The sequence below is a fragment of the Nostoc sp. DedSLP03 genome (assembly GCF_034530815.1).
Taxonomy (GTDB): Bacteria; Cyanobacteriota; Cyanobacteriia; order Cyanobacteriales; family Nostocaceae; genus Nostoc.
The window spans coordinates 30801-47763 of the sequence record NZ_JAVRCK010000049.1; the positions used below are offsets into that span (position 1 = coordinate 30801).

Genomic DNA, 16963 nt, shown 5'->3' on the forward strand with positions numbered 1-16963 from the left:
TTTTTGATTCGCAGCTATCACCAAAGCAAGTAACCGCTATGATAGGTGAGGTCTGTTATGCTTTAACTAAACAAAAATAAAAGCATAGCGATCGCTACCATTTGAATGTTAACAACTAATCGCTTTGCAACCAGTTGACTTTACCACTCTCACAGCTGCTTGTAGCGAAATCCGCGCTAACTGGCTACCATCACGCTTAGAACAAGTTTACCAGCGCGATCGCTACACTATTGCTGTGGCATTACGCACCCTGAAACAGCGAGATTGGCTACAGATTTCTTGGCATCCCCAAGCTGCACATATTTGCATCGGCGATCCGCCACCGCGATCGCCAGATACTTTTACCTTTAGCCAACAATTAATACACCAATTGAATGGTTTAGCACTGGTAAGTATTGAAGCGATCGCCCCTTGGGAACGTGTGATTGATTTACAATTTGCCCGTCGTCCTGGAGAAAGCGCTCTATATCATGTTTATGCAGAAATCATGGGCAAGTATAGCAACGTTATTCTCACCGACGCTAACAATATAATTATCACCGCTGCCCATCAAGTCAGTCAGCAACAATCTAGCGTCCGTCCCATCCAAACCGGACAATTTTATGAAACACCACCGAAACTAACTGGAAATGTCCCCTACTTGAGCGAATCTCAAGAACGTTGGAAAGAACGGGTAAGTTTAGTACCAGGAGCAATCAAGCGGCAATTGCTCAAAAGTTATAGTGGCTTGAGTGCTGCACTAGTGGAGTTAATGCTGCTAGAAGCAAATATTGTACCAGAAACATCCACCCATACTCTCAACCCCGACGACTGGCGACGGCTATTTGAGCGTTGGCAAGAATGGCTGCAAGCTCTAGATTCCAAAGAATTTCAACCCGCTTGGACAAAAGATGGTTACACCGTAATGGGTTGGGGTGCAGTTGAAAAGGTCAAAAATATCCAGGAGTTACTCAATCGCTATTACAGTAACCAGATTAACCAACAGTTATTTTCCCAATTACGCCATCAGTTGAGTCAGAAGTTGAATAATATTCTGGCGAAATTACACAATAAAGCTCAAACCTTTGAGACGCGCTTGCAGCAATCAGATCGAGCCGATGAGTATCGACAAAAAGCTGATTTATTGATGGCTCACCTGCAAAACTGGGAACCAGGGATGAAAGAAATTATCATTGCTGATTTTGAGACAAATTTGCCAGTAGCGATCGCTCTCCAACCAGATAAAAATGCCGTCCAAAATGCCCAAAGTCTTTACAAACAGCACCAAAAGCTCAAACGCGCTCGTGCTGCTGTCGAACCTTTACTATTGGAAGTACAAACAGAAATTGAGTATTTAGAGCAAGTAGAAGCTGCGATAAGCCAAATAGACACCTACCAAACAGCAGAAGATTTGCGAGCTTTAGAAGAAATCCGCGAAGAGTTAATTGGGCAAAAGTATCTTGAAGATCCAGAATACCGCAGTCGCAGTGCAAACGAACCTCCCAGCACTAACTTTTATCGTTACCTTACCCCTGGTGGCTTTGAAGCATTAATCGGTCGTAACAATCGCCAAAATGACCAATTAACCTTTCGTGTAGCTGGGGATTATGACATCTGGTTCCACGCTCAAGAAATTCCCGGAAGCCATGTGCTGCTACGTTTAGAACCGGGTGCTGTTGCCGAAGAAGCTGATTTGCAATTTGTAGCTAATCTTGCTGCATATTACAGTCGCGCTCGTCAGAGTGAGCAAGTGCCAGTAGTTTACACTCAGCCAAAACACGTCTACAAACCCAAAGGAGCAAAACCAGGAATTGCCATTTACAAGCAAGAAACCATACTTTGGGGAAAACCACAATTAACAATTCAAAATTCCAAATGACGCTCTCTACTTCACCAAAACCTAAATCAGTTATTTTAGTTTTTCTTTGCTTGCTTTTTTCTCTGGGTGCAAATTGATTAAATAAATCAGCTTTGAGTTGCCCTTTCTAAATGGGAATTTACTGTGCCTTCAAGATGATGTATTTTTTGATTTTGAACATATATAACAGCTTGCTCAAGTTGCTTACTGCCCAAGGAGAATATACCATATCCTTCTTGCCAAGTAAATTTTTCTGATGTAGGGCAAAGATTGTGATTGAAATGGTGAGAACTACTTCCTTTAATTTTTTTCACAAACTCTGCGATCGCGATTGTTGGGGGGATAGATACTACTAAATGTATGTGGTCTTCAATACCTCCAATGGCATGGAGTCTACAATTTAAACTATTGGATTTATTAATGATGAAATTATAAAGCTCAGTTTCTTTATCGGAGGTAATTAGAGGTTGGCGTTTTTTTGTTGTCCAAACAATATGATAATAAAGCCGCCACAGAGACATAATATTTTTTAAATTTTGTATTTATTTACATACATTTATGTTTCCCTTATTGCTAGAAAAAATTATCATATTAGCAGTGTCCGTCAGCCAGGGAAGTAGGAATCAGCAAATCAGCCAGTTCACGAAGCCAGCCAGAAGGCAGCAGCCAGCAGCAGCCAGCAGCAGCCAGCAGCAGCCAGACAGGGAATGAAATTCCCTGTCTGAAAGCTAAAGTCGTCTTCAGACGACTATCTGAAACTAGTGAACAATTAAACCAAGTTTTTTCTAGTCCTCTTCTAGAGGACTTGCACTATTAGACAGGGAATTCTATTCCCTGGCTATTCTGGCTATTCTATTCCCTGGCGGTCTGGTTGGTAAACCAATGAATTTGGTTAGCGGGATGGTACGATAACTTTTTTACGAAGCGACTTTCAAAGAGTATCGCCCCCGACTAAAACCCATCAAACCCTGGTATTATTGGCGCATCTTCCTTAATATCACGTTTTTAATTTAAACGTGGGTTCTCTACACCCTATACCTTATCCCCTACACCCTCTGAATATCCCTCCTCTCAATTCGGTAAACTCTCAATCCGCATCAAATCCAATTCGCTCTCAAATATTTCATCAATTGGCAACATTTGACCATCAGCAGTCATAAATTTATGGTCTTTTGTTGCCCGAATCACTGAACCATCTTCCAAGCAATACTCAAACACCTCTTGCTGTCCGCGATCGTGCCACTGTGCTATAGGTTGCGTGTAAATATTTCCATTATCATCAACGCTATACACAGTACATTCAATACCCTTTTCGACAACTTCTCCAATCGGCATTAATCCATATTCTACTGTCAATATTTCCGTGTCATAGCTTAAACAATATTCCGCAAACTTTAACATTTGCTCAAATAATTCATCCGCAACTTTTTTCTGAACGCCATTTTTAGCTGCGCCATCCACGAACTTTTCTCGCTGCTTTTGCATCTCAGAAACTTTCTTTTTACCCATCGCCCGACGCAGCAAGTCAGCTTGTCCTAAAGAATATCCCGCCATATCTTGAGCAATTTTCATGATTTGCTCTTGATAGACCATAATTCCATAAGTTTCGTCTAATATTGGTTCCAGAACTTGGTGCTGATAATCAATTTTTTCTCGACCATGTTTGCGGTTAATAAATTTAGGAATTAGTCCCGCATCTAATGGTCCCGGTCGATAAAGTGCCAAAATAGAAGAAATATCTTCTATATTAGAAGGCTTCAAATCTCGCACTATCTGACGCATCCCAGAAGATTCTAATTGAAATATCCCTTCTAACTCACCTGCTTCTAATAACTCATAAGTTTTTTGTACATCTTTTGGGAGAGTGCTATGTTCGCCTTTAGCTAATATCCTTTGGGCTTTTCTTTCTTGGCGAGGAATTTCATCAGGATCGACCCGATATCCTCTCGTTTCTTCAATTAAGTCAAGGGTTTTTTGAATCAGCGTTAGGTTCCGCAAGCCTAGAAAATCCATTTTCAACAAACCCATTGATTCCAGGTCTTCCATGAAATATTGGGTAATCACAGAACCGTCATTATTTTTTTGCAGCGGCACAATTTCATCAAGTGGATCGGCAGAAATTACCACACCTGCTGCATGAACACCAAAAGTTTTGTTAGTTCCTTCAATTCGCATGGCCATATCAAGCCAATGGCGAACGTGCGGGTCTTTATCATATTTATCTTTAAACTCTGGTTCTGGAGTTTTATCGGAAACCATCACCTTGAGTTTCGTTGGTTTTCCCCTTACCACAGGAATTAATTTCGCCATTTTGTCAGCTTCCCCGTAGGGAATATTTAATACTCTGGCGACATCTTTCAAAACTGCTTTAGAAGTTAAACGGTTAAAAGTAATAATTTGGGCAACTCTATCTGCACCATATTTCTCAGTTACATAATCAATCACTTTATCCCGTTGTTCAATACAGAAATCTGTATCAATATCAGGCATTGATTTCCGTTCTGGGTTCAAGAAACGCTCGAATAGTAATCCATGATGTACAGGATCAATATTAGTAATTCGCATTGCATAAGCAACTAATGAACCAGCCGCCGAACCCCGACCTGGCCCCACAGGAATATTATTATCTCTAGCAAATTTGATGTAGTCCCAAACAACTAAAAAGTATTTGGAAAAACCCATTTGCTGAATCATTTTAAGTTCGTATTCCAATCTTTCTTTATAGACGGAATCGACTTCATGACGAGATTTGCGATTTAAGCGTTCTAAAAGTCCACTCCATGCAACATCTTCAGCGTAAGTATCAGCAGTATGACCAGAGGGAATGGGAGGTGTAGGAATTTGAGGCTCACCCATGATATGGTAAGGCTCAACTTTATCGGCGACTTCTTCAGTAGTAGCGATCGCCTCTGCAATTACATCATCCGGCAAATGGTCGCGAAATAGCTGCCGCATCTCTTCACCAGACTTGAGATACTCTGTGCCGCTATAACGCATCCGCTTATCTTCAGCAATTAACTTGTTAGTTTGAATACATAGCAACGCATCATGGGCTTCAACGTCAAAACAAGAAATAAAATGTGAATCATTAGTAGCAACAATTTTAATGCCTAGCTCCCTAGCAATTTTCACTATTTCTACATTCACAATCCGGTCTTCTTGGGAGCCGTGGTCTTGAATTTCTAGATAATAATCATCACCAAATACATCTTTATACCACTGAGCAACTTTTCGGGCGGCATCTGGTCTATTACTGAGAATCGCTTGGGGGACTTCTCCACCCAAGCAAGCGCTAGTAACAATCAAGCCTTCATGATATTGTTTTAGTAAATCTTTATTAATACAAGGACGAGAAAAAATTCCTTTACCTTGAACACCTTGCAAATGAGAAATTGTAGTTAATTTGACTAAATTTTTGTAACCTTTGGTATTTTTAGCTAAAACTACTTGATGATATTTGGGACGATGACGTTCTTGTTTTTCAAGATCGCCGTTTAGGATATACATTTCATTGCCGATTATCGGCTTAATATTTTGACTACGGCAGATTTTGATCAGTTCAACGGCTCCATACATGACACCATGATCGGTAAGAGCGATCGCTTTCATTCCCAGTGCGATCGCTCGATCTACCAACTCTGGTAGCTGACTTGCCCCATCAAGCAAACTATAGTCACTGTGAATATGTAAAGGAACAAAGGACATAAGCACCTCCAACCACAAGCCAAGATATCTCTAGGGGCCTACCTTGTGGTATACCCTTTCGAGCCAGATTTTGCAAAGCAACGGAATCTTAGATTAACAGTTTTTAACCAAAATTAAAGCTGTTCTTTTTCGGGAATTATCACTATTATTAGTGTTGTTTTAATAGTTACAGCAGTTAACCAGTATCTAGCCAATGAGTCAAACAGAGAGAACTACTTCGCCTGAAACCAAAGCTAGCCCTTGGTGGCAGCGTATCCCTCTCACGTTGCAAATTCTCATCGCCTTAATAGCGGCAGTCAGCGTCGGAATTGCCCTTGGTGCAGGGAATCCCAATCCCAGCAACGCCGCTTTAATCAATAATTTAGCAATTCCGGCAGAATTGGTGCTAAAGGCTCTCCGCGCTTTGGCTACACCCCTGATTTTGGTAGCGGTGCTGCATACTTTGATGACTACCAATATCCCTGGTACAGCCGGACGGCGGTTAGCAGTATTGCTTTTAACCAACACTACCGTAGCTATTTTGGTGGGACTTTTCGTAGCAAATGTCTTGCGACCAGGAACTTGGGGCAATGTAGCCACCTCAACAAGTACGGCAATAACTGCTCAGAGTCTCGATCCTTGGGGAATAGTCAAAGATGCTGTACCGGAAGCTGTTCTCAAGCCATTGGTTGATAATAATGTTATCCAGTTGATTGTGATTGCTCTAAGTTTTGGCATCGTTCTGCGGGCATTAAAATCTGAACAAATCGCCCAAGGTAAGAATGGGTTCCAGCCGATAGAGGATGTCATCGGAATTTTATTTGAAGCGGTAGTCCGCATCCTCAATTGGGTAATTGCCTTAGTGCCGTTCGCAGTCTTTGGAATTGTAGCTAAAACTGTTGCAATGCAAGGATTTACACCGTTTAAATCTTTGGGTGCATTTATCGTCGCCGTATTGTTAGCACTGGTATTGCAAGCGTGCTACTACCTCACCAGAGTAAAATTTGGTTCTTGGGTACACCCGCTAAAATTCCTCGCTGGTGGTTCTGATGCCTTTTTGACAGCTTTCTCAACTTCTTCCTCGGCGGCAGCAATGCCCGTAACTTTTGAGGTTTTACAAACAAAAGTCGGTTTAAGGGAATCTTCTGCTGCGTTGGGCGCATTAGTCGGGGCAAATTTCAATAATGATGGCACTGCCCTCTATGAAGCAATGTCTGCGTTGTATATTTCCCAACTGATTGGGCAACATTTGAGTTTAGGACAGCAGTTAATTGTCATCCTTACCTCGATTTTTGCATCTGTAGGTGCGGCGAATATTCCCAATGCAGGACTGGTAACGATGACATTGGTGTTCACTTCTGTTGGCTTACCTACCCAGTACATCGCTTTGCTAGTTACTGTAGACTGGTTTTTGGATCGCTGCCGCACCGCAATTAATGTTATGGGAGATATGACTGTCAGTACTTTACTTGATGGCAAAAAGCCACGTTCTGTAGACGAGGCTTAGTTTGCCAGCTTTTTAAATATCTAATGCTGTTGAGGTCCTTTGGCGTCACATTCTTTAGTCCAGCAACGTTCTAAAAGTTGCAGACGCCAGACTAATACGAAACGTTGGGGATTTAGTATTAATTTAGTATCGCGACTAAATAAGGGCTGGTTCAGATACTGCCAAAGAGGAAATTTAATTTTGGTGTGTTTTGGAGTCATAAGAACAAGAAAAATAATATAAAAGTTGTGTCTAGGAATTACCTAATACTGTTTTTCTAGTTAAAGGCTACCCTGCGTTTTTGCTATTGTCTTTGTGGCAATTGCGGAATTTCACCAAGTGAATTTATGTTGTTTACGCTTTAATACTGAAATTGCACGCACCATTTTCCTGAATCCATATCCCGTGAAAAGTCATACCATTTCACGAAATTTAGTATTACAGATACCTTAGTAAGGGCTTACACAATAAGACTTGTAATTAGGACTGACACACTCTACAAATCACCTATAATATGTGTTATGCAAAATGAACGTTTCAGGTGCTGAACACAGGCTTTATTTGGTCGCATATTGACTGTGTTGGGTGTTAGATATGGCTCAAAAGTCAAAATCACCTACAGAATGTATGTATTGTAGATAAATCAAGGTGATTTATGTTACTAACTGTGAATTTACAGTCAGTTTGATCAAAAGGCTGGTTCTACAGTAATTATTGGTTCTTTAAGGCAGCCATAACTGGCCCATGGATTTTGATACTAGACGATAGTGAAATTAGCAGCAGTCAGAGTTGCCAAGATTTTATAGCACAAGTCTTGGTGGTTAGGACATCAACAGACGATAAAACTTAGACATAAAAAGGCTTTTCACCCAGTCCCCAGTCCCTTGCTATATCAGTAGTCACGATGATGTTGTGACTTCAGAAACTCAGTTGCCTGAAGGTTAGACCACCAGACAACAGATCGTTACAATTGACGCCACAGAGGTGTCTTTGCCATTACCGGGGTACTGTGGAATACATCGTTACCGTTGCCTTCAAGTTGGCGATCGCCAACTTGCACAGTAATATTAGCACTATTGGTGAGCTGGCCATCGCTAATGGTCTGCTCTATTAAGGTATTTGTGTCAGTTTCTAAGACATTTATATCAGCTTCTAAAAAGAGAATTTTTTTAATAACTCAAGTTGCTAATCAAAAACTACCTCTTTTTAAGTACAAAAGTTTCAAATATTTTATTTGGCTATGTTTGAGCTAAGTCCGCTGGTCTTGCTTCCTATAACCACTAATGTGGACTCCTATATCTATACCTTTAATATTGCAACTTATGTACGACAACAGCGTATAAATAAAGATAACTATGCCCAGCATCTCTAGCACTTCTTCTATAGTCGTTATGAAGACATAAACCATGTTATTGGGGGTGTAGTAATATTCATAGTATCCGCCTATCAATTCACTAAAAATTGCACCTGCCACGTAGATTGTTCCAGCAATGAAAAATAAGCGTCGTGTTTTGCTAGGAAGATTAGACACAAATCGCCCAAACACTAGCAAGAATCCGAGTACGAAGATAGCACCCACAATCACCCAAGCGTAGTACAAAAAACCACTGGTATTGAATGTAGCTCGCAGTGGTGTAGTTAGTCTTTCATGAAGACTGATCAATTCGTCTAAGAACAAACCAGCAAAGACTATTGATAATCCTCTCCATGCCCAGAAGTCTTTATTCTTAGTTGACTTCTGAGCTTGGAAAATGATTTCTAGCAGAATAGAACAAAATAGTAAAGCTCCTCCAGAGTAAATTGTAGGAATACTATCCTCGCTGTTGAGGTCGAATATAATTCTAAAGATATCTCTCCCAGGGAAGTCAGGTAGATAGTAGACATTGTAATTAGCAAAAAGACTGACAAGAGCCAAACATAAAACCACGCCAAGCAGGAATTTGAGGGTTTTGTTGGCAGAAAGATATACTTTGAATTGATGCGATGATTGCAACAGCAAGATCGCATCTTCTGGTTTTATCGAACTCGTTGACTCAATTACAGATATGCGATCGCTCTTACCATTGTCTGAATAAGATTGGTTTTTTAAAATTTTGCGTCGCTCTGGCAATACAACGTTTAACATGAAGTATTCAATGGTTTGCTGCTTAACAAAACCATGCATTGCCAGAATTTCTCCCAACTGTTCACCACTTAACTTTTGTGTCTTGAGTGCTGTGTCTAATTGATCTGGAGTAATTAGTTCAGCTTCAACCAAGTACGTCCCAAGCGGCTTAAGCTGAAAATTTTGCGCGTCTATTTTCCTAATCAATTAGGATCTCCTTATTTTCACTGGCTGAATGTAATAAATTTTTAAGCTTAGTCATGAAACATTACAATAATTCATGAGATCGGATTTTAATAGCTTCATAACCTTTACTTAATCATATTTTGTATATGCTAAATTCTCTACGTGTAAATTTATGCTAAAGAAAAGATGAATTTATTATGTAGATACGTCTGTTTAACCATTGCTGTTTTTTCTAAACGCATTCTTCTCAACAAAAAAAATTAATCCACCTATCACTCTCATGTGTAGGTGGATTTATCAGATGTGCAGACATCTAGCGTGGTTGATTGTATCCCTAGCACACTGAGTAAGTAGCAAAAATGCTGCTAGAGTCGCATTGCACGGTAATCTCCTAAGTTAGAGAGTACCAATAAAAGTTAATAATGAGTGCCGGTTTTGCGATGGTTAATGGCAGTTACAGCATCAGGCTTGAGTAATTTTCCTTCATCTACAGTTGCATACACAACCCAATGATCGCCACATTCTAGACGTTGGTTGACCGAACATTCCAAATATGCTAATGCATCAGTGAGGACGGTACAACCGTTATCTGCAACTGCTGTACTAAAGTTGGCAAATCGATCTTCCCCAGGCGCGAAAGATTTACGGAAATGTTTCATGTAATCTTGATGATTGCCTTCAGGTAAAATATTTAAGGCAAACTTACCGCCTGGATACATCAAAGATTCGATCGCTCGCTCTTTAGCGATCGCCACTGTTATTCCGGGTGGGTTGAAGGTGGCTTGAGAAACCCAAGCGCCTAACATTGCGGTAGACACTTCTCCAAGTTTCGCTGTCACCACACAGACGGAACCAACAATCCGACCAACAGCCTGTTCCACTGGAGTCGCGGCTTGTTGGGGTACGCGTACCTTTTTAGCCTTTTTCAGTGCTTGGGCAAAGTCTGTACCGAGTTCTTCACAAAACTTGAGAGTGACATCATCAGGTTTAAACTTCACCTTCAAAGTGTCAAAACCAAAGCGATATCCAGCATCCCGGAGTTTACCTTCAATTAAGTCAAAGGCTTCGCCACTCCAGCCGTAGGAACCAAAAACTCCAGCGAGTTTACTGTTGTCACCACTCGATAGCACAATCCCTAAAGCAGTATGAATCGGAGTTGGCGCATGACCACCAATAGTAGGAGAACCGATGATAAAACCCTCTGACTGTGCGAGGTTGATGCGAATTTCATCAGGGGTAGCAAATTCGCAGTTAATCGATTTGACGGCGACTCCACCTTTAGTTAATCCCAGAGCGATCGCTTGTGCTAAAGTTGCCGTATTCCCGTAAGCTGAAGCGTAAAGTAAGGCAACGGAAATTTCGCGATCGTTGTGAGAACGGCTCCACTCTGCATAAGCTTTGGTAAGTTCAATTAAGCCGGTGCGTACCAAGGGCCCGTGACCTACAGCATACATTCTCACCTGCAAATCTGATATTTTCTCCAAAGCTGCCTGCACATGAGGAGTTTGGGGAGCCATCAGGCAGTTAAAGTAGTAACGCTGGTCTTCTTTGAGCGCTTCCCAGTTATCATCAAACACATCATCACCACAAAGATGAGTTGCAAATAACTTATCTGTGTAGAGAATTTGGGTTTGCTGGTCGTAGGTACAAAGTCCTTCCGGCCAACGCGGACTCGGAGTGGGTAAGAATTTCAAAACATGACCCTTGCCTAAATCCAGAGTTTCTTTCCCCCGCATCACCAAGACATTTAAATCTTGCTCTAAGAAAGCAGCACGCAAATTGTTCGCACCAGGAAGAGAACAGACAAAAGTTACCTGTGGTGCTAGTTCTAAAATTGCTTTGAGGGTTGCAACTCGATTGGGACTAAAATGACCCAAGATTATATAATCCAAACTTTGCAAATCTAAAGTCTGCCGCAATGCCTTTAAATAAATTTCGGTAAAGCTTTCTGGCGGTGGATCGATAAGTGCGGTTTTATCAGCTTCAATTAAATAGCAATTGGAAGTAGTACCTCTTTCAAGTGCGTATTCAATTTCAAACCGCAGACGTGACCAACTACGCGCTCTGATAGCCTTAGTATTGGTAGCAATTGGTAAAACTTGTACGTCGCGTGGCTTGGAATTGGTCATAGCTGTTAAAAGTTAGCGAATAGGGCATTGGGCATTGAAAATTGGGCATTGGGAATAGGGCATTGGGCATTGGGAATAGGGCATTGGGAACAAAGATAAATAACCCATACCCCGTACCCCATGCCCTATGCCCCGTGCCCTATGCCCTATATTTAGTAGTAATTACCTACTTTGCGATGGCGAACGGCTGTCAATCCATCGTTTTTGGAGACACGACCTTCTTGGACGGTGCAGTATAATATCCAGTGGTCGCTGCATTCCATGCTGGTCTGGATTTCACATTCCATGTATGCCAAAGCATCAGTCAGAATCGGCGAACCGTTTTTCGCGGTTTGAGTTTTTACCCCAGCAAAACGATCGGCACCAGGATGCAAGCGCTTGAGGAAATGTTTCTTGAGTTCTTGATAATTGCCTTCTTCCAAAACGTTGAGGACGAAGCGATCGCCTACTTGCATTAAGGAATCAATGGCGCGGTCTTTCGCAACGGCAATTGTAAATCCTAATGGTTGCAAACTCGCTTGCGTTACCCAGGATGCCAGCATTGCACTTGAGACATTATCTTTTTTTGTAGTGACTATATATAGTCCGCTGCTAATGCGACCTAGTGCCTTTTCCATGTTGACATCGAGGGACTTGATTTGCTTGATGTTGCGATCGCGCACTAGCAATTGTCCGATGTCTTTACCCGCTTCTTCACACAACTGGAATGTTGATGCAGTGGGAGCCTCTTTAATCCGAATGGGTGGGAAAGCTTCTTTGATGCCAGAGTCAAGAAATTGTCTGCGGAGTGTATCAATGGGTTCATCATCCCCACCGTAACATTCAAACAGCCCAAGAAATTGCTTGTTCTTAGCGACAGCTAGCACCGAACTGATACTAGCTTGGGCGGCGGCGGCGGTAGTCGAGGGCATACCGATAATGATGCCAGCTGCTCTCCCGGCTAGTTCTTGAATTTCTTGGCTCCCAGCAGTACTCAGATCCAGTACTTCTACGCCAACGCCAGTTTTCAGGATACCTTCGGCAATTGCGTGACCAAGGCGTTCGCCATATCCATATTCTGAGACAAAAAACAAGCCAACTGTTGTTTCTGCTTTAGCTTGTCTTTGGCTCCAATTTTCGTAGCACCCGGTTAGAACATCTAAATGGTGGTATAATAATGGCCCGTGACCATTGGCGATTATATTAATCTTCCCTAGTTCGCCCATCCGCTTCATCGCATTCAGTAGCGAACGAGCGTTAGGGCCCATCAAGCAGTCGTAATAAAACCTAAAGTCCGCTTCGATCGCTTCTAAATCTTCGTCGAAGGTGCGATCGTCACAGAAGTGCATCCCAAAAGCATCACAGGTGTAGAGAATTTGGGTTTTGCGGTCAAAGCTAAAGATTGTATCCGGCCAGTGCAGGTTAGGCGCACTCACGAATTCCATTTCGTGTCCTTTGCCGATATCGATGCGATCGCCAGTTTTCACAACCCGCTTGGAAAAAGGATCGTGTACTAATCCCTCAAGGAATTGCAGTGCAACTTTTGAGGCTAAAACAGTGGCTCTAGGAGCTAACTGGAGGACATCTTCTACTAAGCCGCTATGGTCTGGCTCTGTGTGACTAACAATTATATAATCAATTGTTTTGGGGTTAACAAGACCTTTGAGAGTTTCTAAATACAGATCGCGAAACTTCTGGTGAGAAGTATCAATCAAAACTGTTTGTTCGCCCCTAATTAGATATGAATTGTAGGTTGTACCGTTTTGCAGTCCAAATTCGATATCAAAGCGATCGCGATCCCAGTCAAGAGAGCGAATCGCCGTTGTGTTAGGGGCAATTTCTACAGTTTGTATAGTTAGCCGATGTTGAACGTTCTCTGCGTGGGCCTTGCCGGTCGTAGACATCGATACCATTATTCGTCTCCGAGCGCAAATTAACAGGTTTTTCTTCTGCCCCCATTCTCTCTATTATTTTTATTTGAAGTTGTAATGAATATCAGTTTTTGAAAATTTTAACTTGTATCAATTATTGCTGTTTTTTAGCAAAAAATATGACTCAACAAATATCCTAAATAAATATTAATTTATCCCTAAGTTTCACTGAGTACTTATTTTTGCTATTTATCTGGTTTTATCTTAATTTAAAAATATCATAGTCATTAGTTTTTTAACTAATAAAACATAATTTTACCATTATTAAATTGTTGGTCTATCTACCAAATCGAGATTACTTTTAATACTTCATATTGTCAAAGGATATGTTTATAAAGTAGAAAAATTTATGTTTTTCAGGTACTCACTTAATTAAAAAAGTAGGAAAAGTAGGAAAGGTAGGAAAAGTAGGGCAAACTTATTAGGCTGACAAAAAGGGTCGAATCGGCTGTTAACATTAGTTTATTCAATGGGTATTCAATATGTTGTCTTAATCAAAAATATGGTGCAGAGAATATAAACTTTATGTAAAGTCGATAAAAAAGATATTTTTTTGAAGATAATCAAGGCAAATTTCCAGAGACTAGTTGAATAAAAAGAAAGTAGGCTTGTATATATTTTTTTGCTCATCTAAAAGGAAACTAGCAGAAAAATAATTTTTAAAGTTTCGGTAAACCTCCGTAAGCATAAGAAGAATCTCAGGAATTTAATGATACAGTCCTTTATTATCGACTTTAAACATTAATCAAGATCGCGCCAACAAATTTTTCTTGTTATAGCTATAAGCTACAGCTTTAGGCTATCAGATAAGTTTACCTATATAGGTTAATGTGTAATCTCGATGTGCCGAACTTCTTATCAAAATCCATTGTTGATGAAAAAATGCAAATTTTGATAGTTTTTCCAAGCCAATACCGATCGCGTAGTAGCCTTATAGACGCCGACATCACTAATATTTGTAGTTAAAATATTGAAAATGTATTATAAAATACCTAAGTAATTCAGTATACAGGCGTAAATAGATACAAAAATGACAAAAATTGATTTTGTAAAAGGTTATTGTTTATGGGATGCCGATTAAAAGTATTTCTCACAGAAGAAGAAAAGCTGACTTTAGAAGAATTGAGAAAAGCCAAAGATGTTCCTCAACGTACTAAGGATCGCGCTCAAGTTTTACTGCTGAATACTCGCGGCTTAAAAAATGAGCAAATTGCAAAAGGCTTGAATTGGGCGATTTCAACAGTGCGTCAAACCCTTCATCGCTGGGAAAAAATGGGTTTAGCAGGTTTATGGGATGCTCCTGGCCGAGGAGGAAAACCACGATATTCAGAATCAGATTTGGTTTATCTCGAAAATTGTTTAGCTCAAGAATCAGAGACTTATAACTCTAAACAATTAGCAAAAAAACTAGCATCTGAGCGTCAAGTAAACTTGAGTGCAGATCGACTACGACGGGTACTGAAAAAAAGAGGAAGAAGGCTTGGAAGCGCACACAAACCCAGAAACAGCGTGATTAGCTGATTACACCATCTTGGAATCGGATCGCTTGTTTCGTTTGGGTAGCGATCGCTAGATTGTGTTGAAAACCAAGATTATATTCTTGACAAGTTCCTGCTTTTTGCAAAGATAATACTTGTTGCGCTTCTTTGTGTTATTTGGGCTTGGGCGCTGTTGAGGTCTACATATTCTTGTTTAAGGTTTGCCGAGAAAGTTGTAGAGACACCTTAGCGCAGCAGGATAACAGTCCAGTTTCGCATCTTTACCAAAAATTTTGGGCTTCACTGAACGGTATTGCTATTTTATACCAATTCTGTATGAAGATGCGCCAAACTAAATAAGAAACGAACCGCAAAGGGCGCAAAGAACGCAAAGAAAGAAGCCAAGAGAATTTAGCGCAGCCTCACAAAGAAATGGTATTAGCCGTTGAACTCAAGTTAACTGTGCATTATAGAAAATTATGATGGAGTTTTCCATAAAACAAAGTCCACTTACACATTACAGTGTCAAGTGGACTTGTTAACTATTTTTAGTGGATCCGAGCAGAGTCGAACTGCTGTCCAAATTGGGTATTGACCCCCCGCTCATTCACAGGTTTAGCCTTTCTGACCCTCAAGGCGGGAATCGTTCATTATCCCGAACGTAGGATGCTCTGATTTAATCTTAGCCAGCAAGCCAACCAGAGAACGCTTACTAGAGCATCCGTTGGGGGTTGGTCTTCAGTTTTTAACGGAGTCAAACTAAAGACGCTCGAACCTGTAAGAGGTTTTTAGGCAGCTGCTACTAGAGCAGGCTTACGAGCAAAGCTAACGATGTTATTCGCATTTACTTTTTGTTTGAGCCTTTGATTTGCGAGAGGAGACTCACTCTCGACCTGAATCACAGAGCAGCGTTCGCCAACCTGTCGAAACCGTGACGGACCCATGCGCTTCATATTTCAATTATAGTACGCGATTCTTAATTCGTAATTCGTAATTCGTAATTCGTAATTATCAAAGTCACGATATATGGCTGCCATTACTCAAAATAGCCAATCGTTAATGGTTTTAAAATTAGCGATTGGCTATTTATGACGATCCACAACAAGTATTTTTCTAAGTTAGTGCTTCAGCACCGCCCACAACTTCAAGGAGTTCTTGGGTAATTGCAGCTTGTCGAGCTTTGTTGTAGGACAGCGTGAGAGTGTTAATTAGTTCACCAGCGTTGTCACTGGCATTACTCATAGCTGTCATCCGGGCTGCTAGTTCGCTAGCTGCCGATTCTTGTAGCGCCCGCAATAGCTGGTTACTCAGATACAAGGGCAATAGAGAATCGAGAATCTGCACGGGATCTTGCTCGAAGATCATGTCAGGAGCCAACGTGCGGACTTCCTTAGTCACTTTCTCGCGTTCGACTTCAAATTTACCACCACGAGTTGTCAAGCGGAAGATTTCATCATCGCCTGCTTCTAGACCTTGGGGATCGAGGGGCAGTAAGGTTTGTACCACAGGACGGGAGCTAACTAAGGAAATGAATCTGGTATAGATTAATTCGATGCGATCGACTTCTTCTGAAAGGAACAAGGAAAGTAGTTGATCGGCGATCTGATTGGCTTCTGCTGCGGTGGGAATTTGCTCTAAGCCGCTGTAGGTGGCATCAATTGGCTGATTGCGGCGTTGAAAGTACTGTGTAGCTTTGCGTCCGACGATCACAAATTGATAGTCTAAACCTTCTGCCTGGATTTCTTTAGCGCGGTTTTCTGCACGACGGATAACGTTACTATTGTAGCCGCCGCATAGACCGCGATCGCCTGAAATTACCAATAACCCGACTGATTTAACTTGGCGTTTTTTCAGCAGTGGTAGGTTTGCTTCTTCAAAGCGCAGACGGCTTTGCAAACCATACAATACTTGTGCCAAGCGATCGGCAAAGGGGCGAGTTGCTAGCACTTGTTCTTGCGCCCGGCGCACTCTAGCCGCAGCTACCAGACGCATGGCTTCTGTAATTTTTTTGGTGTTTTTGACCGACTGAATGCGATCGCGTATTGCTTTTAGATTGGCCATATTCTTGAGTTAGGAGTTAGGAGTTAGGAGTTAGGAGTTAAGAGCTAGGAGTATTTCATTAACTTTTAACTCTTAACTCTTCACTCCT

10 protein-coding genes and 1 other RNA gene are annotated in these 16963 nt (G+C 41.3%); 3 read left to right on the forward strand and 8 right to left on the reverse strand.

Annotated features, from left to right (window positions below):
* The first annotated feature begins 124 nt into the window (after window positions 1–124).
* Complete coding sequence (locus RM368_RS22515) at window positions 125–1858, forward strand: NFACT family protein (RefSeq protein WP_322696099.1); 1734 nt, start codon at window positions 125–127, stop codon at window positions 1856–1858.
* Between the two features lie 86 nt (window positions 1859–1944).
* On the opposite strand, the gene tnpA is transcribed toward RM368_RS22515, so the two are convergent.
* Window positions 1945–2358, reverse strand: a complete 414-nt coding sequence (gene tnpA, locus RM368_RS22520) for an IS200/IS605 family transposase (protein WP_322696100.1) — start codon at window positions 2356–2358, stop codon at window positions 1945–1947.
* 550 nt (window positions 2359–2908) lie between these two features.
* Complete coding sequence (locus tag RM368_RS22525; protein ID WP_322696101.1) at window positions 2909–5542, reverse strand: DNA polymerase III subunit alpha; 2634 nt, start codon at window positions 5540–5542, stop codon at window positions 2909–2911.
* A 193-nt stretch (window positions 5543–5735) separates the two neighbouring features.
* On the opposite strand from RM368_RS22525, the gene RM368_RS22530 reads away from it, so the two are divergent.
* Complete coding sequence (locus RM368_RS22530) at window positions 5736–7028, forward strand: dicarboxylate/amino acid:cation symporter (RefSeq protein WP_322696102.1); 1293 nt, start codon at window positions 5736–5738, stop codon at window positions 7026–7028.
* Window positions 7029–7048: 20 nt separating this feature from the next.
* Here RM368_RS22530 and RM368_RS22535 read toward each other — a convergent pair whose 3' ends face one another.
* From RM368_RS22535 to RM368_RS22550, 4 genes are all read right to left on the reverse strand, one after another.
* Window positions 7049–7228, reverse strand: coding sequence for a hypothetical protein (locus RM368_RS22535; RefSeq protein ID WP_322679176.1), 180 nt, complete (start codon window positions 7226–7228; stop codon window positions 7049–7051).
* A 1028-nt stretch (window positions 7229–8256) separates the two neighbouring features.
* On the reverse strand, window positions 8257–9318 hold the full coding sequence (locus tag RM368_RS22540; RefSeq protein ID WP_322696103.1) for a hypothetical protein: 1062 nt from the start codon (window positions 9316–9318) through the stop codon (window positions 8257–8259).
* Between the two features lie 395 nt (window positions 9319–9713).
* The gene (locus tag RM368_RS22545; RefSeq protein WP_322696104.1) at window positions 9714–11426 is read right to left on the reverse strand and encodes a diflavin flavoprotein; all 1713 of its coding nucleotides are present in this window, start codon (window positions 11424–11426) and stop codon (window positions 9714–9716) included.
* Window positions 11427–11578: 152 nt separating this feature from the next.
* A complete protein-coding gene (locus RM368_RS22550; RefSeq protein WP_322696105.1) occupies window positions 11579–13318 on the reverse strand; it encodes a diflavin flavoprotein in 1740 nt (579 codons plus the stop codon).
* Between the two features lie 1083 nt (window positions 13319–14401).
* Between RM368_RS22550 and RM368_RS22555 the strand changes: the two genes are divergently transcribed.
* Window positions 14402–14857: a helix-turn-helix domain-containing protein gene (locus RM368_RS22555; RefSeq protein WP_322674311.1), complete on the forward strand. Its 456-nt coding sequence runs from the start codon at window positions 14402–14404 to the stop codon at window positions 14855–14857.
* A 506-nt stretch (window positions 14858–15363) separates the two neighbouring features.
* Here the strand turns inward: RM368_RS22555 and ssrA are convergent.
* Both ssrA and RM368_RS22565 read right to left on the reverse strand, forming a co-directional pair.
* Window positions 15364–15756: a transfer-messenger RNA gene (gene ssrA / locus RM368_RS22560) on the reverse strand.
* Between the two features lie 171 nt (window positions 15757–15927).
* Window positions 15928–16875 (reverse strand): F0F1 ATP synthase subunit gamma, encoded by a 948-nt coding sequence (locus RM368_RS22565; protein WP_322696106.1) that lies wholly within the window; start codon window positions 16873–16875, stop codon window positions 15928–15930.
* Window positions 16876–16963: the final 88 nt, after the last annotated feature.